Annotated in this window: 11 protein-coding genes and 1 pseudogene; 7 read left to right on the forward strand and 5 right to left on the reverse strand. The window is 62.6% G+C overall.

Annotated features, from left to right (window positions below; genetic code table 11):
* Positions 1–22: 22 nt before the first annotated feature.
* Complete coding sequence (locus Q0907_RS09775) at positions 23–2,083, reverse strand: S9 family peptidase (protein WP_299344015.1); 2,061 nt, start codon at positions 2,081–2,083, stop codon at positions 23–25.
* Between the two features lie 106 nt (positions 2,084–2,189).
* Positions 2,190–2,786, reverse strand: a pseudogene (locus Q0907_RS09780) (ATP-binding protein); the annotation flags it as partial.
* A 181-nt stretch (positions 2,787–2,967) separates the two neighbouring features.
* On the opposite strand from Q0907_RS09780, the gene Q0907_RS09785 reads away from it, so the two are divergent.
* A complete protein-coding gene (locus Q0907_RS09785; RefSeq protein ID WP_299344017.1) occupies positions 2,968–3,603 on the forward strand; it encodes a hypothetical protein in 636 nt (211 codons plus the stop codon).
* A gap of 156 nt (positions 3,604–3,759) precedes the next feature.
* Here the strand turns inward: Q0907_RS09785 and Q0907_RS09790 are convergent, their stop codons facing one another.
* Positions 3,760–6,930, reverse strand: a complete 3,171-nt coding sequence (locus Q0907_RS09790) for a multidrug efflux RND transporter permease subunit (protein WP_299344020.1) — start codon at positions 6,928–6,930, stop codon at positions 3,760–3,762.
* A gap of 15 nt (positions 6,931–6,945) precedes the next feature.
* Positions 6,946–8,106 (reverse strand): efflux RND transporter periplasmic adaptor subunit, encoded by a 1,161-nt coding sequence (locus Q0907_RS09795; RefSeq protein WP_299344023.1) that lies wholly within the window; start codon positions 8,104–8,106, stop codon positions 6,946–6,948.
* Between the two features lie 563 nt (positions 8,107–8,669).
* Here Q0907_RS09795 and Q0907_RS09800 point away from each other — a divergent pair.
* The 3 genes from Q0907_RS09800 to Q0907_RS09810 are packed head-to-tail and all read left to right on the forward strand — an operon-like array spanning position 8,670 to position 12,366.
* Positions 8,670–9,893: an ABC-three component system protein gene (locus Q0907_RS09800; protein WP_299344025.1), complete on the forward strand. Its 1,224-nt coding sequence runs from the start codon at positions 8,670–8,672 to the stop codon at positions 9,891–9,893.
* Positions 9,890–10,414, forward strand: a complete 525-nt coding sequence (locus Q0907_RS09805; RefSeq protein ID WP_299344028.1) for a three component ABC system middle component — start codon at positions 9,890–9,892, stop codon at positions 10,412–10,414. The genes Q0907_RS09800 and Q0907_RS09805 overlap by 4 nt, the downstream gene beginning before the upstream one ends.
* A complete protein-coding gene (locus Q0907_RS09810; protein WP_299344031.1) occupies positions 10,411–12,366 on the forward strand; it encodes a DUF3732 domain-containing protein in 1,956 nt (651 codons plus the stop codon). The genes Q0907_RS09805 and Q0907_RS09810 overlap by 4 nt, the downstream gene beginning before the upstream one ends.
* 21 nt (positions 12,367–12,387) lie before the next feature.
* Here Q0907_RS09810 and Q0907_RS09815 read toward each other — a convergent pair whose 3' ends face one another.
* Complete coding sequence (locus Q0907_RS09815) at positions 12,388–13,317, reverse strand: LysR family transcriptional regulator (protein WP_299344033.1); 930 nt, start codon at positions 13,315–13,317, stop codon at positions 12,388–12,390.
* 120 nt (positions 13,318–13,437) lie between these two features.
* On the opposite strand from Q0907_RS09815, the gene Q0907_RS09820 reads away from it, so the two are divergent.
* The 3 genes from Q0907_RS09820 to Q0907_RS09830 all read left to right on the forward strand — a co-directional run bounded on the left by Q0907_RS09820 (position 13,438) and on the right by Q0907_RS09830 (position 16,128).
* Entirely contained in the window at positions 13,438–14,205 is a 768-nt protein-coding gene (locus Q0907_RS09820) for a 3-oxoacyl-ACP reductase family protein (protein WP_299344035.1), read from the forward strand.
* 29 nt (positions 14,206–14,234) lie between these two features.
* On the forward strand, positions 14,235–14,837 hold the full coding sequence (locus Q0907_RS09825) for an NAD(P)-binding domain-containing protein (protein ID WP_299344037.1): 603 nt from the start codon (positions 14,235–14,237) through the stop codon (positions 14,835–14,837).
* A gap of 82 nt (positions 14,838–14,919) precedes the next feature.
* Positions 14,920–16,128 (forward strand): MFS transporter, encoded by a 1,209-nt coding sequence (locus Q0907_RS09830; RefSeq protein WP_299344040.1) that lies wholly within the window; start codon positions 14,920–14,922, stop codon positions 16,126–16,128.
* The last annotated feature ends 8 nt before the right edge of the window (positions 16,129–16,136 follow it).

The following is a 16,136-nucleotide window of genomic DNA, read 5'->3' on the forward strand; positions in this document are numbered from 1 at the left end:
GGCAGGGCGGGAAGCCCCAGGCTTACTTCTTCACTTCCTGCGTGTGCCGCTTCAGCGCCTCGGACAGGCCGAGGACGCCATCGGCGCCGGTCGGCACGCTGATGCTGGAGCCCGTCAGGTCATTGCCGATCTGTTCGGCACGACCGCCCAGGCACTGGGCGAGGAAGCCTTCTGCCACGGCGTTGAACGCCTTGTTGTTCTCCGGCCGCGCGAAGCCGTGGCCTTCATCGGGGAACAATACGTAGGTCACCGGGATCTTCTTCGCCGTCATCGCCTTGACGATCTGGTCGCTCTCGGCCTGCTTCACGCGCGGGTCGTTCGCGCCCTGGCCGATCAGCAGCGGCTTCTTTATCTGGTCGGCACGGGTCAGCGGCGAACGTTCGGTCAGCCACGCCTTGCCGGCGTCGGTGCGCGGGTCGCCCATGCGCTTGGCGAGCTGCTCGAAGAAGCTGGCCCAATACGGCGGCACGGTGCTGAGCAGAGTGTTGAGGTTGGACGGGCCGACGATGTCCACGCCGCAGGCGAACGCGTCCGGCGTGAACGTCAGGCCGGCCAGCGTGGCGTAACCGCCGTAGCTACCGCCCATGATCGCGACCTGGTCCTGGGTGGTCACGCCCTGCTTGACCGCCCACTGCACGGCGTCGATCAGGTCGTCGTGCATCTTGCCGGCCCACTCGCCGTTGCCGGCGTTGGTGAAGTCCTTGCCGAAGCCGGTGGAGCCACGGAAGTTGACCGACAGCACCGCGTAACCGCGGTTGGCCAGCCACTGGTTGTAGCCGCCGTAGCCGTAGGAATCGCGTGCCCACGGACCGCCGTGGACCAGCAGTACCAGCGGCACCGGCGCATCGGCCTTGCCGTCGTTGTTCGCATCGGCACTGCGCGGCAGGGTCAGGTAGCTGACCAGCGTCTTGTTGTCGCGCGAGGCGATTTCCACCGGCCACTGCGGCACCAGCGGCTTGCCTTCCAGCTTCGGGCGTGCGGAGAACAGCTTGGTCAGCGTGCCGGCCGGGCGGTCGTAGCGGTAGTAGACCAGCGGGGCTTCGGCGGCGGAGTACGCGACGATCCAGGTCTTGTCGTCCAGCGTGCGGGTGTTGACGGACACATCGCCCGGGCCGATCGCTTCCAGCTTCTCCAGGTCGGCGCGGATCGAGGGATCGACGATCTTCCACTCATCGCGCAGGTAGTCCACCGACACCGCCTGTACCTTGCCCGTCGCCGGATCCGCGAGGGTGCCGCCGACGTCGGCGCGTGCGTCCTCCAGCACCAGCGAGCGCTTGCCGCTGGCCACGTCCACCGCGAACAGCGCGGCGGTATTGCGGCCGCGCGAATCGGTGAAGTACAGCGTCTTGCCGTCCAGCGTCAGGCCGCCGGGGCTGGTGGTCAGGACGTCTTCGAACGGGATGTCGTCGAACTTCTCCCACGCTCCGTTGGCGCCGCGCTTCAGCACGTCGGCGCCGCCGTCCGGGCGCGAGCGTTGTGCGTACCTGAGCGTGTAATCGGCATCGGCGATGTAGCCGGCGATCTTGGCATCGTTCTTCTCCAGCAGCGTGCGCGTACCGGTGGCGAGGTCGACCTTGTAGAGGTCGTGCCACTGCGCGTCGCGATCGTTCATGCCGACCAGGATCGTGCCTGGATGCCTGGGGCTGACGCCGGCCACCTGCGCGGTGGTCTTCGGGAAGGGCGTCAGGTCCTTCGCCTGGCCCGTCTTCAGGTCGACGGCATACAGGTGGAAGTCCTCGTCGCCGCCACTGTCGCGGAGGTACAGCAGCGTGTCGGGGTGGTATGACCAGAAATAACTGCGGATGCCGCGCGCCTTGTCTTGGGTGACGGCCTTGGCCTGCGCCGGATTGTCGGCCGGGGCGACCCAGACGTTGAGCACGCCATCGACGGCGGCGACCCAGCTGAGGTACTTGCCATCGGGGCTGATCTGCACGTTCGCGCGCTCGGGATTGCCAAACAGGGCATCGCGCGCGATCAGTTCGGTACCGGCGATGCGGTCGGCGGCGGATGGCGCCGCCTGTGCGGCAAGGGCGAGCGCGACGGTCGAGGCCAGCAGCGTGAGGCGGAATGCGGTGTGGCGCATGGGCGGACTCCAGGGTGGCAAGGAAGGGGCGGCAGACGGGACGTCCGCCGGCGACAGGTGTGACCCGAGTAGACCACACCCCATCTTCCATCGCCGTGGCCGGAGGTCATGCTGCGTTGCCGCGGTCCAGTCCCCGATAGCCCAGGGCTTCTGTCAGGTGCGCGGTGCCGATGGATCCGCTTTCCGCCAGGTCGGCGATGGTGCGCGCCACGCGCAGGATGCGGTGCAGGCTGCGTGCCGAGAGCTGCAGGCGTTCGACCGCGCGCTCCAGCAGCGCCTGGTCGCGCGCCGACAGGCGGCAGTGCGCCATCGTCTCGGCCTGGCCCATCCGCGCATTCGGCTTGCCGCAGCGCGCGTGCTGGCGAATGCGCGCTGCCACCACCCGGGACTGCACCGAGGCCGTGGTTTCGCCGTCCGGCGCATCCGGCCGCAAGTCCTGCGGCGGCAGCCGGGGGACGTGGACGTGGAGGTCGATGCGGTCCAGCAGCGGACCGGAAACGCGGCTGCGGTAGCGACGGACGAGATCCGGCCCGCAGCGGCAACGACCGCTGGCATCCCCCGCCCAGCCGCACGGACACGGATTCATGGCGGCGACGAGCTGGAAGCGCGCCGGGAATTCCGCCGTGCGCGCGGCCCGGGAGACGGTGACGGTGCCGGACTCCAGCGGTTCACGCAGTACCTCCAGCGCGGCGCGGTTCCATTCGGACTGGAACTTTCCAAAGTTAGATGTTGCATCCACTTGAGCACTACCGACCGTCGGTAATGAGCGAGCACGTGCTCTCAGGCCTAGTCTGAAACTAGTAAGGTTGCGCTGCAAGGTAGGTTGGCACCCAATCTACTTGCGAGGTTGAAACCTTTTGTGGAACTGGCAGCCGGAGGTTCCCATGAGCCAAGAGTCTACCAACTCGACAGCGAAGCTGATAGAAGCCATCCGCAGTCAAACCCAGCTGACCGAGAAGGAGCTTGCGAGGTCGCTGGACGTGTCCGTTAAGGAGCTGCGCTCCCGTCCGGACGGCGAAAAGATACGCCAAGGACTAGATCTCTGGGCAAAGACTATTGCGATTCTCCGGAGGCGATACCCTGTCAGGGACCTGACGCTGGCGTTTCACGTTCGGAACACGCCCATCTATGAGCTTTCTTGGAAAACAGTCTTAGAGCTGATGTCTGAAGGGAAGGGCCAGCAACTTGTAGACCACCTAAGAGCCAGCATAAGAGTCAGAGGGTCTGACTACGGGGGGCTTCATACGGCCAAGCCTCAGCCCTGCAGCGTCGCCGAAACTCTTCGTGACCTCTCTTTTGCTATCTCGTCACATGTTGACGATGGACTAGAACCTACAGAAGGCGAACTCGCGGAGTGGAGTCATTGGATTTCCGGCGCGGCTCCGGTTTATTGGAGGCTCGCATCCGCTTGCGAGAAGATTGTGGGTGGAGATACTTCGTCAGCTGCGCTGGAAGAGCTAAGCACGTCCTTGGCCTTTGCCCAAGGATTAAGCAACTACATCCCTGGACCACAGTGGTGATCGCTGTGGTCAGTATCTCAGTATCGATACGTAGTCGGCAGGCCTCACGACCTGATCAAAAGTACAACGCTGCTAACTCTGCGAATCCGAGACGCATCCACGACGAGTAAGCACGTCGAGGAATGCTGATGATGCGGGTAGTAGAGGTGCGAGGCATCAAGTGGCCTCTGGCGCGGAGACAGGATCGGGCGCAGCCAGCGTTGGACGGCGGGTTACGAGCAGGCGCAGTGTGACGTAGAAGACCGGTGTCAGTAGCAGCCCAAAGGCCGTTACCCCCAGCATGCCACCCAGCACGGTGACGCCCATGGCGTGACGTACCTCGGCACCCGCGCCTGAGGCGATCACCAGCGGCACAACGCCGGCGCAGAAGGCGATAGACGTCATCACGATGGGTCGCAGTCGCAGACGACAGGCTTCCAGCGCTGCTTCCACGATACCGTAGCCCTTCAGTTCAAGTTCGCGCGCGAACTCGATGATCAAGATGGAGTTCTTGCAGGCCAGTCCGATCAGAACGACCAGTCCGATCTGGACGAATACGTTGTTATCTCCACCGGTGAGCCACACGCCAAAAAGGGCGCAAAGCAGACAGATCGGGACGATCAGAATGATAGCCAAGGGCAGCGACCAGCTCTCATACAGTGCAGCCAGAACCAAGAAGACCAACAAGACCGCCAGTGGGAAGACGACCAGGGCGGTATTGCCTTGGGTAACCTGCTGATAGCTCAGATCGGTCCACTCGAACTCCATGCCCGCGGGCAACACCGTGCGGGCTAGTTCTGTAATTTTCGCAATTGCCTCTGCAGAAGACGCCTGGCGCGGATCGGTCTCACCGATGACATCAGCTGCTGGAAACCCGTTATAGCGCACCACCGGGTCGGGGCCATAGGTCTGCTGGATACTGACGACACTGCCGATGGGCACCATGTCGCCGGCTAGATTGCGTGTGCGCAAGTTGGCAATATCTTCAACCTCATCGCGAAAATCCGTCTCCGCTTGTGCGATGACGCGGAAGGTTCGGCCGAAGCGGTTGAAGTCGTTGATGTAGGCCGAGCCGAGATAGACCTGCATGGTGGTGAATAGCTCGGTCAGCGCCACGCCTTGAGCTTTGGCCTTGGTCCGGTCGACCACCGCATCCAACTGGGGAACGTTGGCCTGATAGGAACTGATGGGGGGATAGAATCCCGGCTGCTGCGCGATAGCGGCCGACATCGCCTGCATCGCGCTTTGAAGCTCGCCATATCCCGCACCACCGCGGTCCTCGATGTAGAACGAGTAGCCAGAACCTGCGCCCAAGCCAAAGACGGGCGGGGGCATGATGGCGAATGAGAACCCATCCTGGAGCCCGGAGAACTTGCTGTTGAGCTCGGCGGCGATCTCGGCTGCTGACCGCTTGCGCTCCCCGAAGGGCTTGAGAATGAAGAACACCGCCCCGGTGTTTGGGGTGTTGGTCTGCTGCAGGAAGTTGAAGCCCACAAAGCCGACCGCGCGACTGACGCCCTCGGTCTTCATCGCGATCTCGCCCAACTGTCGGGCCATGGCCTCGGTTCGATCCAACGAAGCGCCCTCGGGCAGTCGCATTCCGCCTATGAGGTAGAGCTTGTCTTGGGTGGGGATGAAGCCACCAGGGACAGCACGAAACACGATCAGCGTGCAGGCCAGCAAACCCACGTAGACCAGGAAGACTAGGCCGCGCCGTCGGATGCTGCTGCCAGCGAACGACTCGTATCGCTCACCAAAGGTGTGGAAGAAGCGGTTGAAGGGTCGAAACAGCCATCCAAAAGACAGGTCAATCAATCGCGTCAGGCGATCTTTGGGCGCCCCGTGCGGCTTGAGTAGCAGCGCGGCGAGCGCGGGCGAGAGGGTCAGAGAGTTGATGGCCGAGATGACGGTACTGATCGCAATGGTGACCGCAAACTGCTTGTAGAACTGGCCGGTCACACCGGGCAAGAAGGCCATCGGCACGAAGACCGCGCAGAGCACCAAGGCGATGGCTACGATGGGCCCACTGACCTCTTCCATGGCTTTGTGGGCGGCAGCCAGAGGCGCGAGCCCCTCCTCAATGTTGCGCTCGACGTTCTCGACAACCACGATCGCGTCATCTACCACGATGCCGATGGCGAGCACGAGACCGAACAGGGTGAGCGTGTTGATGGAGAAGCCCAGCAACAGCAGGACGGCGAAGGTGCCTACGATGGAGACGGGCACAGCGAGCAGTGGGATGATGGAGGCGCGCCAGGTCTGTAGGAACAGAATCACCACCAGGACAACGAGCGCCACAGCTTCCAGCAACGTGGTGACGACCGAGCGGATCGATTCGCGGACAAAGACTGTTGGGTCGTACACCACCTCGTACTTCAGCCCCGGCGGGAATCCCTTGGCGATCTGCTCCATGCGTGCCCGGACCTGATTGGACACCTCGATCTCATTGGCACCTGGGGAAGAGAAAATGGCAACCGCCATCGCCTGCTTGTTGTCCAGAAGGGTGCGCAGGGCGTACTCAGACGCGCCTAATTCAATCCTGGCCACATCTTTCAGTCGCGTGATCTCGCCGTCCTGCCCACTCTTCAGGACAATGGCGCCGAACTCCTCCTCGGTAACCAGCCTGCCGCGCGCATTGATCGAGAGCAGGAAATCCGCCTTCTTGCGCGAGGGAGGAGCGCCTAGCTGGCCGGCCGAGACTTGGATGTTCTGTTCGCTGATCGCGCTGGTGACATCGCTCGCAGTCAGCCCGCGGGCCGCAAGACGATTGGGATCGAGCCATATCCGCATCGCGTAGTCACCGGCGCCAAACAACGTGGCATCGCTAACGCCGGGAATGCTCGCCAGCCTGTCGCGCACATTAAGGACCGCATAGTTGCGCAGGTAAAGCGCGTCATACTGATCGTCGGTGGAGATCAGATGGACCACCATGGTGATGGCAGGCGACTGCTTAGCCGTTACCACGCCCTGGCGGCGCACCGGCTCAGGCAAACGGGCAAGAGCCTGGGCAACGCGGTTCTGTACTCGGACTTGCGCATCGTCTGGATCGGTGCCCGGCCGGAACGTGACCGTGGTAACCAGGACGCCGTCGCTGCCGGCGATGGACTTCATGTACATCAGGTTCTCGGTGCCGGTAATGGCCTCCTCGATGGGTGTGGCAACGCTGTCGGCGATCTCACGGGGGTTGGCACCCGGAAAGACCGCGCGCACTTGGACGCTGGGTGGTACGACGTTGGGATACTCGCTGATGGGCAGCAATGGGATGGCGATCAACCCCGCCAAGAAGATGATGATGGACAGGACCGCAGCCAGAATGGGGCGATCCACGAAATGGCGGGACAAGTCCATCGTTAGGTCCTTCGCTTAGTGCGCCTGCGCGGCGATACTGGTCGCCGTCATCGGCACCAGGATGGGAGTGACCGCCGATCCAGATCCCATGATCTTCTGCAGACCGTTGATGACCACCCGATCACCCTGCCGCAGGCCGGATCTGACGATGCGCAAGCCCTCTAGCTTGGCCCCCAGTTGGATGTCGCGACGTTGGACAGTTTTATCTCCCGCCAGCACGTAGACGTACTTGCGATCCTGATCCGTCACGATGGCTTTCTCGTCCACCAACAGCAGGTCGCGGGGCTCGCTAGCCATCATCTGGACACGCGCGTAGAGGCCTGGGGTGAAGCGGCCATCGGCGTTGCCAACCACAGCGCGGGCCCGAATCGTGCCGGAGCCTTCGTCCACGCGGTTGTCGACGAAATCGACATAGCCGGTGTGAGGAAATCCCTCCTCGTTAGTCAGCCCGATGCGTACAGGCGTGCGCGTGTTGCGCGGGCTTAGCTGTTCTCCGGACCGAACGCTGCTCACGTACTTCAGGTACGTACCCTCATCACCCTCGAAGTACACATGGATAGGGTCCATCGAAACGATGTTGACCAGCACCGTCTCGTCGGCAGCGGCCAGGTTTCCAGTTGTAACCAGGGCTTTGCCGGCCCGTCCGCTTACCGGCGCACGCACTTGCGTGTAGCCCAGGTTGAGTCGCGCCAAGTCCACGGCGGATTGAGCCGCTCGAATCTCTGACTGTGCTTGCCGCATGGCGGCGCTACGCTGCTCGTACATCTCGGTTGAGATGACTTGCTGCTCCGCGAGCTTGCGGGCACGTTCGGATTCGCTGGTCGCGAGCGCCGACTTGCTTCGAATTCGATCCAAGTCCGCCAAGGCGCGCTCAAGTTCGGCCTGGTAGCTGCTGGGGTCGATCTCAAACAGCACCTGTCCCGCATCGACCTCTTGGCCTTCGTGATAAGCAACCTTCTGGATGTAGCCGCCGACCCGTGGTCGGAGATCGACCGTATCGATCGCGGCGAAGCGGCCGGTGAACTCATCCCACTGCGGTGCAGTGACCGATACGACCCTGGCTACACTAACTTCGGGTGGAGCCGCCAACGGAGGTGGCGCCTTTGTGCAGGCACCAACCAACCAACCCGCAGCCATAACAGACAACATTGAAGTGGCGCGTACGAAGCTGGCCATGGTGGCTCCTGGTTGAGCGGAGCCACGTGGCATGGTGCCTGGCCCTAGCGTTGTATAGCGCGGCCGGCGATACGCTTAGAACACCGCAAAGTGCGTTCGCGGTCTCATACTTTCGAGTGAGAGCCACGTTTCGCCCGTCAGGATCAAACATCAATGGAGCCGAATGACGTCCGTTCTCGATCTGTCGCTCAACAGCGTCTCCTAACTGCGGGTGCTGGAGTGAACCGAACGCCGTACCGTGAGAGCTGGACAGGGTGCTGGCGTTGGTCGCCCCCATGACCACTATTGGCCGATAGCGGACCTGACGTCTTTCGTCCGGTATCGGCCAGTAGCAGGCAGAGCTCTATCTAAGAAGGCTGACCGATCCATCACTGTCTATGGATAGCCGACCGCCCCACTAGTTTGGGCGGTTTGCTACCATCGCCCACGACAGGCAGGCGTTGGGGAACTGCGGCCGTAGCCAAAGGGGAGCCGAAGCAAAGCAAGACATGGCGTACCAGGAGATACGCCTCCCCGGCTAAACCGTCATCCCGCGCTCCGAGAATCAAGGAATGGACTTGGGCATGGCCGAGGCAACCACCGACAAATATTCAGCTGGCGAACAGGGGCTTGGGTACATCTACCAGGGTCGACTGGCTCTGCATCAAATGCTCCAATTGCCGGAGAGCACCACGGTCTTCCTGGAAAAGGACGACGACGTGGATTTTGAGGACGGCAATGGCGGAAAATCGCTCGCCTCGCTCAAGCACAAGGCGGAAGGCGAACGCCTGACCGACCTGTCCATGGACTTCTGGAAGTCCGTGCGCATCTGGCTCGATCGATACAAACGCGACGATGGCGCCAAATCGAACCTGCGATTCTTCCTTTTCACTACCGCTAAGGTCGGCGACGATTCGTTTCTGACACGGTTCCTGTCGGGTTACGTACGCAACAGTGAAGACGACAGGACAGCGTGCGAACTTGCGGATGATGCGCTTGCTAGGTCGAAGTCGGCATCCATCGGCACCATCACCCAAGAGTTCAACGAGCTGACGAACGCCGAAAAAGAAGACTTCTTAGCACGCATCCAGATTCTCGACGGAAGTCCACGGATCGGAGACATTCCGAAGCTAGTGAAGGAAGGGCCGATGCGCATCATCCGGCCTGCGAACCGCGATGCCGTGTTCGAGCGCCTGGAAGGCTGGTGGAACGATCAGGTGATCCGGCTGCTTACCGGCGCGAGGACCGAAGGCATTCTCGGCAACGAGATTTCCGAAAAGATGTTCTCTTTGTCTGAGGAATACAAGTCGGACAACCTTCCCATCACGTTCATCGGGAAGGAGCCTGCTGAAGGAATTGACACCGACAACGACCCGCGCCCATTTGTTTGGCAACTGCGTGAGATCGGCATCTCCAAGGATCGCATCCATAGCGCAATCCTGGATTTCTATCGTGCGTTCGAGCAGCGTTCGGAGTGGGCGCGCGAGAACCTTCTAGTGCCAGGAGAGCTCGACGGGTATGAGGATCGGCTTGTTGATGAGTGGAAACGATTCAAGGACGTGGTGTTTGAGGAACTGGATGAGAACAGCGCCGAGGACGCGCTGAAGCGTGCCGGCAAGGACCTGTACAAGTGGGCAGATCTGGAAAGCGGAAAAATCCATTCACTGCGCATCCGTGAGCGCGTCACCGAGCCGTATGTCACCCGCGGTTCTTTCCATATCTTGGCCAATGCCACGCCCGCGCCCAGAATCTACTGGCACCCCCGGTTCCTCGAACGTGTCGGCAAGGCGCTGGGAGTTACCGCATGAGCCGCCTTGAGCAGCGCCTCTCCCAGATGAAACCCTGGGACCAGCGTCCCTTCGAAATACGGAACCTGTTCAACCCCGCGTTCTGCGGTTTGGTGCTGTTCCGTGCTCTGCAGGGCTACGAGGAAGACGACGCGCGCGGCATGCCCTACTCGCTGTCGCTGCTCGTGCTTCCCTTGTGTTTGCACAAGCAGTCGCGCGAAGCGCTTGCCGCCGGCTCGCGTGGCTACCTGCTGAGGGTGGCGGAGAAGAACCCTCAGGTGCAGGTGGGTTTTGCCGAAAGGGCGACCGCGATGCTGCCTTACGCTTTCGAGGGCTTCGGCCTGCTGATGGAACGAGGCTGCATAGCCATCGGTGATGACGGCCGCATCCAGACCGTCCCTAAGACGGCGCGCAAGACCGTCGACACGAACGGGACCGCTGAAACGATCTCCTGCCAGCGTGTGGCGCGTTTCGTCGGCAAGGAGTTCGCCCGTATCGCCGACCGGGTAACCGTCTACACGACCTTCGGAATCCGTCCATGAAGATCAAGTCCATCCATATCTACAGCCATGACGGGCAGCGCCGTGACCTGCAATTCAAGGTCGACGGCCTCAATGTCATCACTGGCAGGTCCTCCACCGGCAAGTCGGCCTTGTCCGAAATCATCGAATACTGCATGGGACGTTCTACGTTCAATGTCCCCGAAGGCGTCATACGCGACAAGGTGGCGTGGTTCGCGGTCATCTACCAGTTCGACGGTGAGCAGGTACTGGTCGCCAAGCCGACGCCGCGCGGTGGCGGCGCGAGCTGCGGCACCGCGATGCTGCGCCGTGGATCTGAGCTGCAGGCCCCCGCGTTCGACGAGCTTGTCGAGACCTCGGACGACGAAGCCATCGTCAGCTTGCTCTCGCGCCTGGTCGGCATCCCCGAAAACCGCACCGATGTCGCCATCGAACACAGCCGCGACAGCTTCGACGCGAACATCAAGCACACCTTCTATTACCTGTTTCAGAAGCAGGGGCTGGTCGCCAATAAGGACCAGCTATTCTACCGGCAGAACGAGCAATTCCAGCCGCAGGCGATCCGCGACACGCTGCCGATCCTGCTGGGCGTGTCGTCCCATGATCGCTACGAACTCGAAGCCAAGTTGCGTATCGCACAACGGGATCTCAGGCTCAACACGAAACAGCTCGAGCAGGCGCGGGATGCAATCAGCACGTCACACGAGAAGGCGATCAGTCTCTACTCCGAAGCCAAGACCGTAGGCGTTCTCGATGGTTCCATCGATGGCGCTGGTGCCGATGGGATCATTCAGATCTTGCGGACCGCGCTCACATGGAAACCCGAGAAGGTTCCCCAAGACGATGGCAGTCGAATTTCCGCGCTAGAACGCGAGATCGAGATCTTGCGCAAGGACCGTGGCGACGTGCAGAACCGGATCGACGCTGCACGACGTTTCTCCAAGCGCGCGAGTGGCTACGAGAACGAGGCGGCCGAACAACTGGACCGGCTGGCCTCAATCAAGGCACTGCCGAAGAACCCGAGCACCGGGGAATGGCAGTGGCCCTTCAGCGAACGGAACCTGGCGCTCGAATCCCCCGTTGCCAAGGTATTGCTCAACGAACTTGCATCGCTCGATGCGGAACTTCGCATCGCCACCGGCCAACGCCCCAAGCTCGATGCCTACCAGAAGGAACTGGACGACGAGGTGCGAGCGGTCGCCGGCACCATCAGGGAGAAGGAAACCGAACTCTCGGCGGCGATCGCCGCGAACGAGGTGATCTCCCAGATGGGTACACGAAATGCCGCGGCGGCGCGGGTTGTGGGACGAATCAGCCTGTTCTTGGAAACCCTCGCTCCGGACCAAGAGCTCGCCAGGCTCGAAGCCGATCATCGCCGCCTCAAGTCAATGGTCGAAGCCCTGCAGAATCGGATCGGTACGGACGACAGCAATGACCGACTCAGTTCCATCCTGAACATCATTTCGACGCAGGTATCCCGGTACATCCAGAAGTTCGAGGCGGAATTTGGCAATTTCCCCACGCGGTTCGACCTGACCAACGTCACGATCGTCATCGACCGCCCCGAACGGCCGGTACCGATGAGCCGCACCGGCGGTGGCGAGAACCACTTGGCCTACCACCTGTCGGCACTGCTTGCCTTGCACTTGTTCGCGGTCAAGAACAACCGTCCGATTCCGCGTTTTCTGCTGATCGACCAGCCGACCCAAGTGTATTTCCCTTCCGAGCAGGTCTACCACGAGGCCGACGGTTCGATTCAGAAGACGGAAGCCGATGCCGACCTCGTGGCCGTCCGGCGTCTGTTCGACTTGCTGTACAGGTTCACGCAGGAGGACGCGCCCGGCTTCCAGCTGATCGTCACTGAACACGCGAATCTGCGCGAGCAGTGGTTTCAGGACGCCTTGGTTGAACAGCCGTGGACCAAGCCGCCGGCACTAGTCCCCGAGGAGTGGCCACTGGAGAAGGCAAACTGACAGTGCCACCGGAATCCGCACCTAACCAATGCTTCCTGCAAAGCGCTCCGCTAGCTTCTGGCTGTGGAATACCTCAGTCACGTAGTCGATGAACGCCCGTGTCTTGGCGGGAAGCAGGGTTCGACTGGCGTAGTAGAGCGAGATGGGGCCAGCGTCGGCATACCACTTCGGCACGAGTCGAATTAGCTCGCCTCGTTCCAGGAAGGGCAATGCATCAGGCACCGCGATCATCGTGACGCCCAGTCCCAGTACCGCCGCGCGGGTCATTGCAGCTGGATCATTGAATACGAGCGTGTGGCGTAGCTCAGCAGCTTGGGTCTCACCGGCGGCGTTGCGTACGGTCCATTGCCGGATGCGGCCCGTTCGCGCCGAGCGCATCACGATCCCATCCAGTTCCGCCAACGCTTCAGGCGTGGCGGGCTTACGCCGACCCTTCATATAGTCCGGTGATGCCACCGCGATGACGTGCGCGGGTGCCAGTGTCCGGGCGACCACGCCCTGCGCCAGCTCGAACCCACCGCCAATCGCGGCATCGAACCCCTCGGCGACCAGATCCACCTGACGGTTGTCGAACTGCCAGTCGATCCGCACTTGCGGGTAGCGCTGCATGAAGACCGGCAACATCGGCAGCAGGTACTCCATGCCGAAGGCCAGCGCGACGCTCACTTTCAGGACACCGGCCGGCTCGCCACGATCGCTGGCTACATCCGAGATGGCCGCCTGTAGCCCTTCCAGATGCTCACGGACTCCCAGCAGGAAGCGCTCGCCGGACTCGGTGAGCGTGAGCTTGCGCGTGCTGCGATGGAACAGGCGTGTGCCCAGGTTCTTTTCCAGCAACGCCACGTTGCGGCTCACCGCTGCGGGGGTCAGGCCCAGCTGACGGGCCGCGGCCGAGAAGCCGCCCAGCTCCGCGCTGCGGGTAAAGGACTCCAGATTGGCCAAGGTCTCCATCGCGCAACCTTCAAGTCAGACTTGAAACTCATTCTAACCATTACTGGCTACCCGGAGGGGAGTGGCAAGCGCATTGTTCGCTCCACGCAGTCCCCTTCCTTCCCACACCGGAGCCTCACCATGAACACCCAGACCAATACCTCTGCCCTTCCCCTGAGCGGCAAGATCGCCCTCGTCACCGGCGGTTCGCGCTCCATCGGCGCGGCCATCGTCAAGCGCCTGGCCGCCGATGGCGCCAAGGTCGCCTTCACCTACGTGGGCTCGCCCCAGCAGGCCGAAGAGACGGCCAGCGCCGTCCAGGATGCCGGCGGTATCGCCCTGCCGATCCTGGCCGACTCGGGTGACCCGAGCGCTGTTCGCGCGGCCATCGCCCAGGTCGTGTCGACCTACGGCGCGCTGGACATCTTGGTCAACAACGCCGGCATCGCGCTGGGCGGTGGCCCGGTCGACCAGATCGGCTTCGACGACTACCAGCGCATGCTGGCGGTGAATGTCACCGGCGTGTTCGTTGCCACGCAGGAAGCCGTGCGCCACATGGGCCAGGGTGGCCGCATCGTGCACATCGGCAGCTCGATGACCCGCTACGCCAACTTCCCGGGCGCCTCGCTGTACACGCTGACCAAGGGTGCCGTGACCGGCTTCAACCGCAGCCTGGCACGTGACCTGGGCCCGCGCGGCATCACCGTCAACACCGTGCACCCCGGCCCGACCGATACCGACATGAACCCGGCTGATGGCGAAGTCGCCAAGCTCGTGGGTCCTGGCATGGCCATCGGTCGCTACGGCCAGCCGGCCGAGATCGCCAACGTGGTGGCCTTCCTGGCCAGCCCTGGCGCCTCGTTCGTCACCGGTGCCGACGTGGTCGCCGACGGCGGCTTCACCGCCTAACCCCAACGACAGTCATCGAGGACAAGACCATGAAGAGCATCGGCATCATTGGTGCAGGCAACATCGGCGCGGCATTTGCCCGCGCCCTGGGCAAGCACAACATCCCGGCGGTGATCGCCAACCGCCGCGGCCCCGAGTCGCTGGCATCCCTGGTGCAGACGCTCGGTCCGACCATTCGCGCCGGAACGCGCGAGGAGGCGGCTGCCCAGGACATCGTCCTGGTGGCCGTGAACTGGTCCAAGCTCCCGGCCGCGCTGGCCGGCCTGCCGGACTGGAATAGCCGCATCGTGATCGATGCGAACAACCCGATCGAAGCGCCGCTGTTCCAGCCTGCCGATCTGGGTGGTCGCGTCTCCAGCGAAGTATTCGCTGAGTTGGTCCCCGGGGCGCGTGTGGTGAAAGCCTTCAATCACCTGCAGCCGCAGCTGGTGTCGGGCAATCCGCAGTCCGAGGGCGGTCAGCGTGTGCTGTTCTACTCCGGTGACGATGCGCGTGCCAAATCCGAGGTCGGTGGTCTGATCGAGCAACTGGGCTTCTTTGGCATCGATCTGGGTTCACTCGCCATCGGTGGCCAGTTGGTGCAGTTCCCCGGCGGCCCGCTGCCGGCGCTGAACCTGGTCAAGTTCAACTAAAGGTCCTCTCCCCCTTCGCACCGCGACCGGCTTACCACCGGTCGCGGCTGCGTTTGGCGACCCTTGAATCGGAATCTCCCCCATGTCTGCTCCAATCTCCACTGGGGCCTCCGCCCCTGTTGCCGCCGCCCCTTGGACGGCGGTCGCCGCCGTCGCGATCGGGGCGTTCGCCCTGGTAACGTCAGAGTTTCTTCCTGTTGGCCTGTTGCCGCAGATCGCACGTGATCTGCAGATCACCGAAGGCCAAGCAGGCTTGATGGTCACGTTGCCTGGATTCCTGGCAGCGTTGGCAGCGCCATTGACCATCGGCGTCACCGGCCGCTTTGATCGCCGCCACGTGCTGATGTTCTTGCTGGGCCTGCTTGTGGTCTCCAATGCCATGGTCGCGCTGGCCCATCACGTTGCCGTCCTGCTCGCCGGGCGGATCCTGTTGGGCGTGGCGGTGGGCGGCTTCTGGACCATTGGCGGTTCGCTTGGCCCGCGATTGCGGCCGGGCGCGGAAGGGGTGCGCGCCACCTCCGTCATCTTCTCTGGCGTTTCCGTGGGCACAGTCGCCGGCGTGCCAGCAGGCGCCTTGGTGGGTGAGTTGATCGGCTGGCGTTGGTCGTTCGCCGCCGCTTCCGTCATGGCGCTGATCGTCCTCGGTGGGCTGGCAGCCTGGTTGCCGTCGATCAAGGCCGAGGCCTCCAACGGTCTGAAGCAGATCCCGGCGGTACTGAAGATGCGCACAGCGCAGATTGGATTGCTAGCCGCCATCCTCATTTTTATCGGTCAATTCGCGACCTACACCTACATCACGCCGTTCCTCAATCAAGTGAGTCACATTGATGCGGGTACCGTCAGTGCGGTGCTGTTGGGTTATGGCATCACCGGCTTTGCCGGCAACCTTATTGGTGGCTGGGCGGCTGGTAAGAATGTGCGTCTGACCTTGGCCGGTACGGCGCTACTTATCGGTGCACCGGTGTTGCTGCTCGCTCTGACTGGGGCCAGCGCATGGGCCGCTGTGGCATGGGTGCTTTTGTGGGGGCTTGGGTTTGGCATGCTGCCGATCGCAATGCAGACATGGCTGTTCAGCGCTGCTCCAGACCGTCTGGAGAGCATGGCAGCGTTGTTCGTTTCCATTGCGCAGGCTGCCATCGGTGCCGGCGCGCTGCTTGGCGGCCTGACCGTGGACGGCTTTGGTGTCGTGGCCACCATGTGGCTGGGCGGCGTGCTGGCCATCGCGACCGCTGCGCTGATCCATAGATCTTCCCACGGGCGTCCGGCGTCGGTAGCGCTTGAAGCGGCCTAAGCCATAGA

This window comes from uncultured Pseudoxanthomonas sp. (genome assembly GCF_947498795.1).
Taxonomy (GTDB): domain Bacteria; phylum Pseudomonadota; class Gammaproteobacteria; order Xanthomonadales; family Xanthomonadaceae; genus Pseudoxanthomonas_A.

What these genes read in the sequence shown, in the direction of transcription:
- Q0907_RS09775 (WP_299344015.1), bottom strand. Translation starts at nt 2,083, where the DNA reads ATGCGCCACACCGCATTCCGCCTCACGCTGCTGGCCTCGACCGTCGCG.
- Q0907_RS09785 (WP_299344017.1), top strand. Translation starts at nt 2,968, where the DNA reads ATGAGCCAAGAGTCTACCAACTCGACAGCGAAGCTGATAGAAGCCATC.
- Q0907_RS09790 (WP_299344020.1), bottom strand. Translation starts at nt 6,930, where the DNA reads ATGGACTTGTCCCGCCATTTCGTGGATCGCCCCATTCTGGCTGCGGTC.
- Q0907_RS09795 (WP_299344023.1), bottom strand. Translation starts at nt 8,106, where the DNA reads ATGGCCAGCTTCGTACGCGCCACTTCAATGTTGTCTGTTATGGCTGCG.
- Q0907_RS09800 (WP_299344025.1), top strand. Translation starts at nt 8,670, where the DNA reads ATGGCCGAGGCAACCACCGACAAATATTCAGCTGGCGAACAGGGGCTT.
- Q0907_RS09805 (WP_299344028.1), top strand. Translation starts at nt 9,890, where the DNA reads ATGAGCCGCCTTGAGCAGCGCCTCTCCCAGATGAAACCCTGGGACCAG.
- Q0907_RS09810 (WP_299344031.1), top strand. Translation starts at nt 10,411, where the DNA reads ATGAAGATCAAGTCCATCCATATCTACAGCCATGACGGGCAGCGCCGT.
- Q0907_RS09815 (WP_299344033.1), bottom strand. Translation starts at nt 13,317, where the DNA reads ATGGAGACCTTGGCCAATCTGGAGTCCTTTACCCGCAGCGCGGAGCTG.
- Q0907_RS09820 (WP_299344035.1), top strand. Translation starts at nt 13,438, where the DNA reads ATGAACACCCAGACCAATACCTCTGCCCTTCCCCTGAGCGGCAAGATC.
- Q0907_RS09825 (WP_299344037.1), top strand. Translation starts at nt 14,235, where the DNA reads ATGAAGAGCATCGGCATCATTGGTGCAGGCAACATCGGCGCGGCATTT.
- Q0907_RS09830 (WP_299344040.1), top strand. Translation starts at nt 14,920, where the DNA reads ATGTCTGCTCCAATCTCCACTGGGGCCTCCGCCCCTGTTGCCGCCGCC.